Origin of the sequence: Bacteroides celer, assembly GCF_002632415.2 — a bacterium.
Taxonomy (GTDB): Bacteria; Bacteroidota; Bacteroidia; order Bacteroidales; family Bacteroidaceae; genus Bacteroides.
The window spans coordinates 2060073-2072389 of the sequence record NZ_CP178209.1; the positions used below are offsets into that span (position 1 = coordinate 2060073).

Genomic DNA, 12317 nt, shown 5'->3' on the forward strand with positions numbered 1-12317 from the left:
AATAACGATACATGAAAGAAAATTTGATATTGTCAGGAGTAGTTTTGATTTCAACAGTGCTGGTATCCTGCCAATCACAGCACAAGGAGAAAGTTCGTCCGAATGTTATTTTCATCTTAGCGGACGACTTGGGGTGGACGGATTTGTCATGTTATGGCAGTCGTTTTTATGAGACCCCCAATTTAGACAAACTGGCTAAAGAAGGTGTCCGTTTTACGAACGCTTACGCTGCTTGTCCGGTAAGCTCGCCTACACGTGCATCTTTTCAAACGGGAAAATATCCGGCACGTCTGCATTTGACTGATTATATTCCCGGCGGCTATTCCATTCCTTCAAGAAAAAAACAGATTGAAGAATATTGTCCGGTACTCCCAGTCGATTTTGTGCAAAATATGCCTTTGGAAGAATTGACTATTGGTGAAGCATTGAAGCAAGAAGGCTATCAGACAGCCCATATTGGTAAATGGAACTGTTCGGTAGACTCATTGACCTATCCCCAATATCAGGGATATGATATAAATATAGCCGGTTGCAATAAAGGTGGTCCGGGTAAAGGAGGATATTTTTCACCCTATCACAACCCTTATTTGAAAGACGGGCCGGAGGGAGAGTATCTCACAGACCGGTTGGGTGATGAATGTATCCGTATCATACGTCAATTCAAAGATGCTCCTTTCTTTATCAATCTGCCTTTTTATCAGGTGCACACTCCATTGTTGGCGAAACCGGATAAAGTGAAATATTTTGAAGAAAAGGCTTTACGGATGAATTTGGACACTTGCCGTACTTTTGATGAGGATCCGGAATGGAAGTCTATGCAACCTTATCAAGATGCTTCTCATCATGAAAGGCTTGTACATAGCAATGCCGTATATGCTGCTATGCTCGCCAGTATGGACGAGAACATTGGGCGAATAATAAATGAGTTGAAGCGCCTGAAACTCTATGATAATACTATTTTGATTTTTACTTCGGACAATGGAGGTCTTGCTACTTCTGAAGGCTCGCCAACTTCCAACCGTCCATTGCGGGGTGGAAAAGGATTTACTTATGAAGGTGGTATTCGTGAACCTCTGATAATACGTATGCCGGGAGTTACGATTCCTGCTACTATTTGCGATGAAGTAATAACTTCTACCGATTATTATCCTACAATTTTAGAAATGACAAATAGCAAAATACAGCCACAACAACATTTGGATGGTATATCTTTCCTAGCTTTTTTGCAGGGTAAAAAAGAACATTTGGATAGGGATGCTGTCTATTGGCATTTTCCTCATTATTCCAATCAGGGTGGCAGACCTTCGGGGGCCATTCGTTGGAATAATTATAAATTGATTGAATTTTATGATACTGGTACAGTTGAGTTGTATGATTTGTCTAAAGACATATCCGAACACAATAACCTTGTAGAGCATAATAAAGAGTTAACTGACGAACTTTTAAATAAACTGCATCATTGGCGTATTGAAGTTAATGCAACAATGCCGGCTAAGAACCCTTTGTGCACGACTTGTAAACAATAATAGAATAGTATTTATGATAAAGAAGCTGCTGAATTTCTACAAAATTTCTTCTCCGCTAGCTAGTGGAGAGGTTGATTCCGAACGTTCTTCCCGCTTTAAGCGCATCCGTTTGGCTACATTTTTGTCGGCTACCACCGGATATGGCATTTACTATGTTTGTCGTCTTAGTATGAACGTAGTGCGCAAGCCGATTGTAGAGGAAGGAGTCTTTTCCGAGACTCAATTAGGAATCATCGGTTCTTGTCTGTTTTTTGTGTATGCAGTGGGTAAGTTGACGAATGGTTTTCTTGCCGACCGTAGCAATGTACGGCGTTTTATGTCTACCGGGTTATTGTGTTCCGCTTTGATAAATTTATGTTTAGGTTTCACTAGCTCCTTTTATGCTTTTGTCTTACTTTGGGGATTGAATGGTTGGTTTCAGTCAATGGGAGCGGCATCCGGAGTGGTTTCGCTCACTCGGTGGTACAGTAGTAAAGAACGGGGAACTTTTTACGGCTTTTGGTCTGCTAGTCATAATTTGGGTGAAGCATTAACCTTTATTTCCATAGCCTTATTAGTCAGTTGGATGGGATGGAGGTACGGGATGATTGGAGCTGGCATTATTGGGATATTAGGCTTCTTTATGATACTTGTCTTTATGCGTGATACGCCGCAGAGTCAGGGATTCTTGTTGAACAAAAATTCTTCATCTGTGGATTCCCATTCTTTGTCTGGTAAACAAACGGAAGATTTCAACAAAGCACAAAAGGCTGTCTTGAAGAATCCTGCAATTTGGATTTTGGCTCTGTCCAGTGCATTTATGTATATTAGCCGCTATGCGGTAAATAGTTGGGGTGTTTTCTATCTGGAAGCTCAAAAGGGATATTCTACGTTGGATGCCAGTTTTATAATATCAATCAGTTCTATCTGTGGAATCATTGGCACGGTATTTTCCGGTATCATTTCCGATAAAATGTTTTCCGGCAGTCGTAATATTCCAGCTTTAGTATTTGGGTTGATGAATGTAATAGCACTTTGTTTGTTTCTCTTAGTTCCGGGAGCTCATTTTTGGATAGACGTGTTGGCAATGGTACTTTTCGGTTTAGGTATCGGAGTACTAATCTGTTTTCTGGGTGGTTTGATGGCAGTGGATATTGCTCCCCGTAATGCTTCGGGTGCTGCATTGGGAGTAGTTGGTATTGCCAGCTACATCGGAGCCGGATTGCAGGACGTGATGAGCGGTATTCTGATAGAAGGGCAAAAAACAGTTCAGAATGGAGTAGATGTTTATGACTTTACTTATATCAATTGGTTTTGGATTGGCGCTGCTTTGCTTTCGGTGCTGTTTGCTTTGCTGGTGTGGAATGCAAAATCAAAAGAAGTAGATTAAAGTGAGTACATTAGGTTAGAATATAAGTCTTTGTTTTCGAGGTATTAGACACCATTCCGGGAAGTAAGTAATGATTGCTTATCTTTCCGGAATGGCTTTTTTATAATCAATTAAATAGAAAGTTTTATGGAAAATCCATTGAATGATGAATTATTGTGTTCATTGAAAGATGAACTTCGTGAAGTAACCGCACAAATCAATGTGCATAGTGAAAAATTAATGGATCTGCTTGACCAAAAAAAAGAATCGTCGGCCAACTGACTCGAGAGGTGTCGCATCTCACGCCTGTCATCATCGAGTATCGGGGAAATCCGAAGCAATATGTCTCTGTTGTGCTCGATGCCATCAATCAGGGTAGGTTGACGTATGACGGAATAGCAAATTGCGAACAGACTTTTCGTGCGTTAGCAAGCGTTGTAGATGTGATAAGCCCTAAGAATGGGAAAACGCTTAGTGTAGAGACGCTGGTGTCTTATGAGAAGAAAAAGCGTGCTGGAGAATTTGAGGAAAAATAATATAAAATAAAAAGACGATTGTTGTATAGTTGAACAACGATTCGTATATTGACCTCCAAAGAAAGAAATTGAAAAAGCAAAGATATTAAGAAAGGAGTATTATGGAAGCAAAAACAAATGAGGAATTCTTTAACGTCAGCGCATTAATAGATGAGCGTTTTGGTAAGGAAGGAACTGTTACTCGTGCGGAAGCAGAAGAAAAAGCGTATGCTTTCTACACCGGGCAAATTATCGAAGACGCAAGGAAAAAGGCTAAGATTACTCAAGCAGAATTAGCCCGGCGTATCGGTTCCGACCGTTCTTATATTTCAAGAGTGGAAAGTGGTCAGACAGAACCTAAGGTTTCTACCTTCTATCGCATCATGAATGCGTTAGGTTGTAGGATCGAATTTTCGATGTCTTTATAAGAAGCGATTAAAAAAAACATGGTGGGAAATTTGAAAAAGATAACTGTCTTTTTCAAATTTCCCACCGTTTTTTTGAGGAAGAAAAAGGAAAAGGTGAGGGTAGGTGAGGGTAAATTTCTAACATTCGTATTTTTTTTAGAAGAAAATAGAAGAATAGAAATAAGAAATATAAAAATGAAAAGTTGCAAAAGTAGCCTCACCAACCCTCACCTTTTTGCGTGCGAAGGAGATGAAATCTTATTCATATAGCCTGTTTGATTTCACCTGTTCCCTATCAATAATGAATACAGTGTATCTTCTCCCGTTTTTTCCCTTATGAAATTCGAAGCCGTGTTTGGACATCACTTTTCCTAGTTGGGCTTTGGTTCCGTGAGAATATTGATACCCCGTCCGTTCGCGAATCAATTCCGCAATTTCAGTGACCGTCAGATAATGCACCTTTTCGAAACGTTCCGGTTTGCGGATATGTGTCAACACCAGTTCTTCTTCCGGTGAGTGGAAAATGAAATCCTCGTTGTTCTCTTCAATCCGTGAGTTTTCCGATTGGGTGAACCAATACTGATACCCCGGCTTGTTGAGCAGATACTTGATTTGTGCATACAACTGCGCGTAGTTTATTTTGATAAACTCCATCGAGTTGACATGAAAGCAGAGAAAACGGCGGTTACCTGTGGTGTCGTGAAGCACTTCCTGGTAATTGCATGTGCCGGCAAAAGAAGCCGTATGAGGAAAGTTTTGCGAACGCCGCGCGTATGGCAGGCGGATGCTGATTACTTTGCGGGTAACCAAATCCTTGAAGATATTCAGTTCCCGTCCGCTCATCCCTTCAAACTCATCCAGATTGATAAGCATTGCCTGCGCTATTTTGGCTAGATCATCCTTGTTGCTCGGGTTGATAAGACCGGTAGAAAGATAGGCGCGCAATTCGGGCGGCAGCAGGTTGTTGATAAACGTAGTCTTTCCGATGTTCTGTATTTCGCTGCAAAGCAACAAAACAGTGTGGTTCACCACATCGTCTTGTGTGGCGGCAGCGCACATTCCCACCAGATAACGTTCCAGACATTCTACCCAAAATTTCTGGTGACTAGTATGCACGCTGTTGGCAAGGATACCGATATAATCCGTTCCGTCCCATTCAGGCAGCGAGTCTAAATACTCGCGAATAGGATGGTAGGTGATGCTGAAGTCGGAGTAGATCAGATTCTGAATCGTCTTGACGGTGCACGAATAGCCCAGTTCGTTCATCTCCATCCAAATGCTGTTTTCCATCATTTCGTCGAGAATATGGAAAGGTTCCGGTTGCTCCGTGTCCGTTTTCCTTCTGCGATATTCCATGATATGAAGCACTTCGTTGTAGCGTGTATCGTAATTTTCTTTGATATGTTGCTCAATCTGTAACATTCGCTTCTGCGTACTATTCAGCTTGCGGGTGTCGAATTCCTCGTTGTGTCCGTAAGCACTCCCGATTAGTGCGTCCATTTCATCCGCGGGAAGATCGGTGAACTGGCTCTTGATAAAAGCTGCCGCCTCTTCCTGGGGGACGCCGTAGCGATTGTACATACAAGCCAGGCAATGCAGGTAGTTGTTCCGGTTGCCGGTGACGTACTTTTCGGATTTATTGTGATAATAGTTCAGAGTCACCATTAAGGAAGCGTGCGAGGAATGGTAGTTGAGTGCCACTTGTTCGGTGAGGGGATTGTTGTCTGGTGTTGTCGTCTTTTTCTTTTTGCCGGATGCTCTTTTCTTCTTTTGAGACTTGAAGAACATCGGTGGCTGTTCCACGATGACAGCTGTGGCATCGGGATTGAAATAAATATCCGGATCGTAAGAGAACAGGCAAGTGCGGCTGACATCCTGTCCGGAAGTGTCGACCTCAACTCCGCAGAGCTGGGCATAAAAGGAAGCGATTTTGTGATAAGCGGCATGATGGAAATCTTCAATTTCCTGAATCGTTTCGGGCAATGTCCCGTCCGTCCGGCATACACGTACCACGATTTTCAGTCCCATTCCTTTGGGACTGATGAAAGCGATGCGGGTGTGGGCACACTTTTTTGCCAGTGCGAGGATGCGTGCCAATGCTTCCTGTGTCTGATGGTCGATGTCTACCACGATGTATCCCAGATACTTGACGAGAGTTGCGTTTGAACGTCCTCCCCGATAGTTGGCTGAAAAGGTGATTTCCGGTAGTTCTATTTTCTTTTCGTTGGCTGCTTTCTCGCCTTGTTCCGCGAAGATTCGGCGCACGTCCTCCACTGTTTCCCGGTATGTGCCGTTGCTGATGGCCGATACGATTTCTTCTTCTGTCATTTCGGCTATGACGCGGTAAAAGTCTTGAAAGATGGTAAAATGCTCCATGTTGGTTTGTTCTTTTTAATTTGCGGTTGCAAAGAAATTTGTTTGTAAAATAATAGAATGGAACTTTTCGTTTTTTTGATTAAGTTCCTAGGGTTCTCCCAAATAGCGTATGATCGTTGCCACTTGCCGGGGAGAGAGAAGGCGGTTGCGGGCACGATAGCCTTCTTGTTCGAGTTCTTGCAGGAGCGGAAGGTTGTAGACAATCCAACGACGTAGTATTTGTAAGGCTACTTTGAGGCATACGTTGGGGTTGTAAAGATGAGCTAGTTCCGACTTTTTATAAGTGCGGATAAGAAATGGCTGGTCCGGATAATACATGATGAATGATGTTTGGTTTATGCTATAAAGTTACTGAAAATTAATGGCTTATTAAAAGAATAACGTCATTATTATTCATAGAGTATCAGGAAACTTCGTTGGGGAATCCGGAGGATGGAAAATGTGTTATCTTTATGTCGTTAACAAATAAGGAACGCGTTCGAAATGTGTGAAATCTTAAAATTATTTTATTATGGCAATGACAGTAACTTATTCAGTAGTGCCGCGCAAGAATCCTGCCAAAAAGGATGAGTCGGCAAAGTATTACGCGCAGGCACAGGCTTCGGGAGAGTTGGATTTTGAAGAGTTGTGCGAAGGAATCACCAGTCGGTCTACCTGTACGGAGACAGATGTGCGTGCCGCCATTTCGGGTATTCTTTATGAGGCGAAGCGTGCGTTGAAAGCGGGAAGAATAGTCCGGCTGGGTGATTTGGGCAGTTTGCAGATCGGGTTGAACAGTGAAGGAGCTGTGTCGGTCAAGGAGTTTTCAAGTTCGCTGATTACGGCTGCCCATATTATTTTTCGTCCCGGAAAGACGTTGGCGGACATCACGAAGATTCTTAGCTACCAGCAGGTAACGACGCGTGCGGTGGCTCAAACGGGCGGTAGCGGCAATGAAGGAGAAGACGATGACAAAGGTTCCGGTGGTGGTTCAGACGGTGGTGGAAGCGGAGAAGCTCCGGACCCGGCAGCATGATAACTTTAATATTGGATCAAATGAAAGAAATTGTAACTAAGATTTTGGATGTAATCATGTTCCTTGTGCCTTTCTTCGGAAAAAGAAAGCGGAACAGAATTGTGAGAGAGGTGCGCTTCAATGCTACCCATAAGGAAGTGTGTAATGTGAAAACAACGGAAAGGGAGAAGGACGATGAGAAAGATTAGTCTGATTGTGATTCACTGCTCTGCTACCCGTGCTGATCGCGACTTCACGGCGAAGGATGTGGACACTGCCCATCGCTTTCGGGGCTTTTCGTGTTGGGGGTATCATTACTACATTCGCAAGTCGGGACAGATAGAGCCGATGAGGGATGAAGATACGGTGGGTGCTCATGCACGCGGTTTTAATGCGATTAGTTTAGGGGTGTGCTATGAAGGCGGACTGGATGAGGACGGAAAGGCAGCGGATACGCGTACTTCCCGCCAAAAAGAGGCGATGCATCGTCTGGTAAGCGAGTTGTTGCAGCGTTATCCGGATGCAAAGGTGGTCGGTCACCGGGACTTGAGTCCTGATACTAATTATAATGGAATTGTTGACCCTTGGGAGCGGATCAAAGAGTGTCCCTGTTTCGAGGTGATTGAAGAATTTGAGAGTTGAGAATGGAGAGTTGAGAGTTGCCTGCGCACTGTTATACTGCATAGTTAACTCTCAATTCTCAACTTTTTCAACTAATTGACCACCACAGTAGTGAAATACTCTTTAAATACCTCCGCGGCTTTTTCAAGTTGTTCGGGGGTATTTTCTTTTACGTCTTTCAGCTTGTATTCCTGCTCCATCGCTTCATACTTATGTACGCCTAATGTATGATAAGGCAGGATTTCCACTCGTTGCACCATCTTATATTCTCCCAGAGCTTCTCCTAAACGGCGGATGTCTTCCTCGAAATCGCTGTATCCGGGCACTAATACATAACGCAGCCAGAAAGGTTTCTCGTTTTCTTCCAGCCATGCTGCCGTGCGGATGGTTTGCTCGTTACTTCTTCCGGTCAGTGCTTGATGGCGTGCCGGATTGAACTCTTTAATATCCAGCAATACAAGATCCGTCAGTTTGAAAAGTTCTTCAACTTCTTCGTTCCAGATACCGCCGTTGCTGTCTATGCATACATGTATTCCCTTTTCTTTCAGTTCACGCACTAAAGGGACTAGTGCTTTGGCCTGAAACGTAGGTTCTCCTCCGGAGAAAGTGACTCCTCCGCGTTTCCCGAAAAAAGGACGTTGGCTCATAGCCATGCGGACGATTTCTTCCGGTGGGGTAGGTGTGCCTCCTTTTCCGGCTATCGTGTCGGGGTTGGCACAATACAGGCAGCGGAAATTGCATCCTTGAAGAAAAACGACGAGCCGTAAGCCCGGCCCGTCGAATGTTCCCATACTTTCGTATGAATGTACGTTTATCGTCATATTGAGTAGATCTGATTACATACGTTCGTGGAAGCTACGGCTGATAACTTCCAATTGATGTTCGCGGCTCAACTTCACGAAGTTTACGGCATAACCGGAAACACGGATGGTGAGTTGCGGATATTTTTCCGGATGTTCCATGGCATCGTAAAGCATTTCACGGTTCAGTACGTTCACGTTCAGGTGGTGAGCGCCTTTGGTGAAATAGCCATCCATCATTGTCACCAGATTTTCTACGCGATCCTCTTCAGTAGCTCCCAGTGATTTGGGGACGATGGAGAAAGTGTTGCTGATACCGTCCTGTGAGTCGCGGTAACGTAATTTCGCTACGGAACTCAAAGAGGCGATGGCACCGTTCTTGTCACGTCCGTGCATAGGGTTGGCTCCCGGAGCAAAAGCGACACCTTTGGCGCGTCCGTCGGGAGTAGCACCTGTCTTCTTGCCATACATCACGTTGGAAGTGATGGTGAGCAAAGATAAAGTAGGACGGGCATTTTTGTAAACCGGAAGTTTCTTCAATTCTTCGCTGAAGAAATAGACCAGGTCAACACCCAGGTGGTCTACCTTGTCGTTGTCATTACCGAAGCAAGGGAATTCGCCTTGAATATCGAAACCTTCTGTCAGACCTATGTCGTTGCGGCGTGCGGTCACTTTGGCATATTTGATGGCCGACAGTGAATCGAGGGCGATAGAAAGTCCGGCTACACCATAAGCAAGGTTGATGCGTGGGTTGGTATCTACAAGAGCCATTTGGGCTTTTTCGTAGTAATACTTATCATGCATATAATGGATGATGTTCATCGCTTCGTTGTAAACACGGGCGATTTCTGTCAATACCTTCTTGTAGTTGCTCATTACTTCTTCGAAGTTCAGTGTGTCGCTGGTTAGTACGGGGATATTTTTCACCATTACCGTACCGGTGTTTTCGCAACGTCCGCCGTTGATGGCAAGCAACAGGGCTTTTGCCAGGTTGCAACGTGCGCCGAAGAATTGGATTTGTTTTCCGATTTCCTGATAAGATACGCAGCATGCGATTCCGTAATCGTCAGACTGGCGCACTTCACGCATCAGGTCGTCGTTTTCATATTGGATGGAAGAAGTGTCGATAGATACTTTTGCGCAGAATTCTTTGAATCCTTCCGGCAGTTCCGGGCTCCACAATACAGTCAGGTTCGGTTCCGGTGAAGGGCCGAGGTTGTAGAGTGTTTGCAGAAAGCGGAAAGAAGTCTTTGTCACCTTGGTACGTCCGTCGTTGAGGCGTCCGCCCAGGGATTCGGTTACCCATGTCGGGTCGCCGGCAAAGATGTCGTTGTAAGATTGCATACGCAGGTGACGCACCATACGCAGTTTGATGACAAACTGGTCGATCAGCTCCTGTGCGAAAGATTCTGTGATGGTTCCTTTGCTCAATTCATATTCCATATAAATGTCGAGGAACGAAGAGACGTTACCCAGTGACATGGCGGCACCGTCTTGTTCTTTTACGGCAGCAAGGTAAGCCATGTATACCCATTGTACTGCTTCTTGTGCGGTGTAGGCAGGACGGCTCAAGTCGAGTCCGTAGTATTCGCCCATTACCTTCATGTCTTTTAATGCCTTGATTTGCTCTGCCACTTCTTCGCGCAGGCGGATGCGGGCTTCGGTCATCGGACCGGTAAGGTTACGCAAATCTTCTTTTTTTGCCTCAATCAATCGGTCGATACCATAGAGAGCCATACGGCGGTAGTCGCCGATGATACGTCCGCGGGCATAGTTGTCAGGAAGTCCGGTGAGGAATCCCAGAGAGCGGAACGAACGGATTTCTTCGGTATATACGTCAAATACTCCGTCATTGTGCGTCTTGCGGTAGTGAGTGAATATATCTTTTACACGGTCGTCCACTTCCACGCCGTTTTCATGGCAGGCTTTGCTCACCACGTTGATACCTCCGAAAGGTTTGATTGCACGTTTCAGAAGTTCGTCTGTTTGCAGACCGACGATCAGTTCGTTTTCTTTGTCGATATATCCGGCTTTATGAGAAGTGATGGTTGAGACGGTGACATTATCCAGTGAGCGTACTCCGTTATTGGCTCTTTCTTCTGCCAGTGCTTCGAGGCAGCGGTTCCATACAGCTTTTGTGCGTTCGGTAGGTCCTTCGAGGAAAGAAGCATCTCCATAATACGGAGTGATGTTGTGACTAACGAAATCTCTTACGTTGATTTCTGTGCTCCAAAGACCGTCTTTAAAGATCTTATTTAATTCCATAAATGATAAAATTAGAGGTTGTAGTTATCCTTTTCTTTAGAGCGCACAAAGTTACAACGTTTTTTCATATAATCAGCATAAATATGCTCTATTTTATGCTTTTCAACATAAAATACCTAGATATTGCTATTCTTTGGAAATGATGTTCGTGATTTTTTTTTGTGAAAACTCTTGCAAGTTTAAAATATCTTCGTACCTTTGCACCGCTTTTAACGAAAAGCACTTCTGATAAAGGAGTTTTGGAGAGGTGGCAGAGTGGTCGATTGCGGCGGTCTTGAAAACCGTTGTACTGCGAGGTACCCGGGGTTCGAATCCCTGTCTCTCCGCAGAACCTACTGGACAAAAGAGGACAGTAAGAGGACAAAAACCTACAAATCAGCGATTTGTAGGTTTTTTTATTGCCTATAAGTCTTGTTTCCAAGACAACAAAAGGACTTGAAAAGACATAGTTTCGTTACTAAATCGTTACCTATTCCCTACCGGACAAAAACGGTAACGATTTGTCCCGAAATGACCGCAGAAAGTCCGAATTTGTCCACCGTCTATCTATCTCATATTTAATAAGTTATTAGTAGTTTTGCAACTTAAAAATGTGAGGTTATGAAGAGTACATTTAAAGTCCTTTTCTATTTAAAGAAAGGTTCTGAAAAGAAGAACGGTGAGGTTATGATTATGGCAAGAATTACCATTGACGGTAAGTTGTGCCAATTCAGTACAAAACAAAGCATCCTGCCCGAAAACTGGAATATAGTAGCAGGTAAAGCCAAAGGTAAGGATGCAGGCAGAATAAATGCCTTATTGGAGGATATAAAAGCATCCTTGAATAATATCTACCACGAACAGCAACGGCGTGATAACTATGTGACAGCCGAAAAGGTGAAGAATGAATTTTTGGGACACAGTGAAAAACACGAAACCATTTTAGACCTTTTCAAAAAGCACAATGACGATGTGAAACAGTTGGTCGGCATATCCAAGACGATTGCCACCTATCGTAAATACGAAGTGACCCGCCGCCACCTTGCCGAGTTTATCCAAAGCAAATACAATATATCGGATATTGCCATCAATGAAATCACTCCGATGTTTATAACAGACTTCGAGTTGTATTTGCGTACTACCTGCAAATGCAGTTATAATACAACTGCCAAGTTTATGCAGTTCTTCAAACGCATTATCCTGATAGCCCGTAATAACGGCATCTTGATTGGCGACCCGTTCGCCAATTATAAAATCCGTTTGGAGAAAGTGGATAGAGGGTATTTGACAGAGGACGAAATAAAAATCATCCTTAAAATGTATATAATAATCGAAAAGTATACCAGATAATAATTGAAAAGTAGTCCACTAGTTTCGTTATGCAAAGGATATAATTCTTTTATTTTTGTGATACATATCTCCTCATGTTTTGTGTTTCTTTAACTCTATATGATTGTCCGGTAACTACTCAGGTATAAAGTCATAT

At 43.7% G+C, this 12317-nt stretch carries 12 protein-coding genes, 1 tRNA gene and 1 pseudogene; 10 read left to right on the top strand and 4 right to left on the bottom strand.

Features of this window, described 5'->3' with window-relative positions; translation table 11 throughout:
- Window positions 1-11: 11 nt before the first annotated feature.
- The 5 genes from CJF29_RS07915 (at window position 12) to CJF29_RS07935 (ending at window position 3817) form a co-directional block, all read left to right on the top strand.
- Window positions 12-1526 carry a sulfatase gene (locus CJF29_RS07915; protein ID WP_099146975.1) on the top strand — a complete coding sequence of 505 codons (1515 nt, stop codon included), beginning with the start codon at window positions 12-14 and terminating at the stop codon, window positions 1524-1526.
- Window positions 1527-1539: 13 nt separating this feature from the next.
- Window positions 1540-2895, top strand: a complete 1356-nt coding sequence (locus tag CJF29_RS07920; RefSeq protein ID WP_099146974.1) for an MFS transporter — start codon at window positions 1540-1542, stop codon at window positions 2893-2895.
- A 126-nt stretch (window positions 2896-3021) separates the two neighbouring features.
- Window positions 3022-3156, top strand: a complete 135-nt coding sequence (locus tag CJF29_RS07925; protein ID WP_255299389.1) for a hypothetical protein — start codon at window positions 3022-3024, stop codon at window positions 3154-3156.
- 8 nt (window positions 3157-3164) lie between these two features.
- Window positions 3165-3410, top strand: coding sequence for a hypothetical protein (locus CJF29_RS07930; RefSeq protein WP_074556323.1), 246 nt, complete (start codon window positions 3165-3167; stop codon window positions 3408-3410).
- A gap of 101 nt (window positions 3411-3511) precedes the next feature.
- Window positions 3512-3817, top strand: a complete 306-nt coding sequence (locus CJF29_RS07935) for a helix-turn-helix domain-containing protein (RefSeq protein WP_004325432.1) — start codon at window positions 3512-3514, stop codon at window positions 3815-3817.
- 237 nt (window positions 3818-4054) lie between these two features.
- On the opposite strand, the gene CJF29_RS07940 is transcribed toward CJF29_RS07935, so the two are convergent.
- Window positions 4055-6172, bottom strand: a complete 2118-nt coding sequence (locus CJF29_RS07940) for a BT4734/BF3469 family protein (RefSeq protein WP_176553155.1) — start codon at window positions 6170-6172, stop codon at window positions 4055-4057.
- Window positions 6173-6259: 87 nt separating this feature from the next.
- Window positions 6260-6490, bottom strand: coding sequence for a DUF4248 domain-containing protein (locus CJF29_RS07945; RefSeq protein WP_004302304.1), 231 nt, complete (start codon window positions 6488-6490; stop codon window positions 6260-6262).
- A 193-nt stretch (window positions 6491-6683) separates the two neighbouring features.
- Here CJF29_RS07945 and CJF29_RS07950 point away from each other — a divergent pair, with 193 nt between their 5' ends.
- The 3 genes from CJF29_RS07950 to CJF29_RS07960 are packed head-to-tail and all read left to right on the top strand — an operon-like array spanning window position 6684 to window position 7808.
- Complete coding sequence (locus CJF29_RS07950; RefSeq protein WP_004305836.1) at window positions 6684-7187, top strand: HU family DNA-binding protein; 504 nt, start codon at window positions 6684-6686, stop codon at window positions 7185-7187.
- Window positions 7184-7375, top strand: coding sequence for a hypothetical protein (locus CJF29_RS07955; RefSeq protein WP_004302306.1), 192 nt, complete (start codon window positions 7184-7186; stop codon window positions 7373-7375). Before CJF29_RS07950 ends, CJF29_RS07955 begins: the two co-directional genes overlap by 4 nt.
- A complete protein-coding gene (locus CJF29_RS07960; RefSeq protein WP_074638945.1) occupies window positions 7362-7808 on the top strand; it encodes an N-acetylmuramoyl-L-alanine amidase in 447 nt (148 codons plus the stop codon). Before CJF29_RS07955 ends, CJF29_RS07960 begins: the two co-directional genes overlap by 14 nt.
- Before the next feature lie 71 nt (window positions 7809-7879).
- On the opposite strand, the gene pflA is transcribed toward CJF29_RS07960, so the two are convergent.
- Window positions 7880-8608 carry a pyruvate formate-lyase-activating protein gene (gene pflA / locus CJF29_RS07965; RefSeq protein ID WP_074638944.1) on the bottom strand — a complete coding sequence of 243 codons (729 nt, stop codon included), beginning with the start codon at window positions 8606-8608 and terminating at the stop codon, window positions 7880-7882.
- Between the two features lie 15 nt (window positions 8609-8623).
- Window positions 8624-10852, bottom strand: coding sequence for a formate C-acetyltransferase (gene pflB, locus CJF29_RS07970; protein ID WP_004308785.1), 2229 nt, complete (start codon window positions 10850-10852; stop codon window positions 8624-8626).
- Between the two features lie 241 nt (window positions 10853-11093).
- Between pflB and CJF29_RS07975 the strand changes: the two genes are divergently transcribed.
- Both CJF29_RS07975 and CJF29_RS07980 read left to right on the top strand, forming a co-directional pair.
- Window positions 11094-11178, top strand: a tRNA-Ser gene (locus tag CJF29_RS07975).
- A gap of 274 nt (window positions 11179-11452) precedes the next feature.
- A pseudogene (locus tag CJF29_RS07980) lies at window positions 11453-12169 on the top strand (phage integrase SAM-like domain and Arm DNA-binding domain-containing protein); the annotation flags it as partial.
- Between the last annotated feature and the right edge of the window lie 148 nt (window positions 12170-12317).

What these genes read in the sequence shown, in the direction of transcription:
- CJF29_RS07915 (WP_099146975.1), top strand. Translation starts at nt 12, where the DNA reads ATGAAAGAAAATTTGATATTGTCAGGAGTAGTTTTGATTTCAACAGTG.
- CJF29_RS07920 (WP_099146974.1), top strand. Translation starts at nt 1,540, where the DNA reads ATGATAAAGAAGCTGCTGAATTTCTACAAAATTTCTTCTCCGCTAGCT.
- CJF29_RS07925 (WP_255299389.1), top strand. Translation starts at nt 3,022, where the DNA reads ATGGAAAATCCATTGAATGATGAATTATTGTGTTCATTGAAAGATGAA.
- CJF29_RS07935 (WP_004325432.1), top strand. Translation starts at nt 3,512, where the DNA reads ATGGAAGCAAAAACAAATGAGGAATTCTTTAACGTCAGCGCATTAATA.
- CJF29_RS07940 (WP_176553155.1), bottom strand. Translation starts at nt 6,172, where the DNA reads ATGGAGCATTTTACCATCTTTCAAGACTTTTACCGCGTCATAGCCGAA.
- CJF29_RS07945 (WP_004302304.1), bottom strand. Translation starts at nt 6,490, where the DNA reads ATGTATTATCCGGACCAGCCATTTCTTATCCGCACTTATAAAAAGTCG.
- CJF29_RS07950 (WP_004305836.1), top strand. Translation starts at nt 6,684, where the DNA reads ATGGCAATGACAGTAACTTATTCAGTAGTGCCGCGCAAGAATCCTGCC.
- CJF29_RS07955 (WP_004302306.1), top strand. Translation starts at nt 7,184, where the DNA reads ATGATAACTTTAATATTGGATCAAATGAAAGAAATTGTAACTAAGATT.
- CJF29_RS07960 (WP_074638945.1), top strand. Translation starts at nt 7,362, where the DNA reads ATGAGAAAGATTAGTCTGATTGTGATTCACTGCTCTGCTACCCGTGCT.
- pflA (WP_074638944.1), bottom strand. Translation starts at nt 8,608, where the DNA reads ATGACGATAAACGTACATTCATACGAAAGTATGGGAACATTCGACGGG.
- pflB (WP_004308785.1), bottom strand. Translation starts at nt 10,852, where the DNA reads ATGGAATTAAATAAGATCTTTAAAGACGGTCTTTGGAGCACAGAAATC.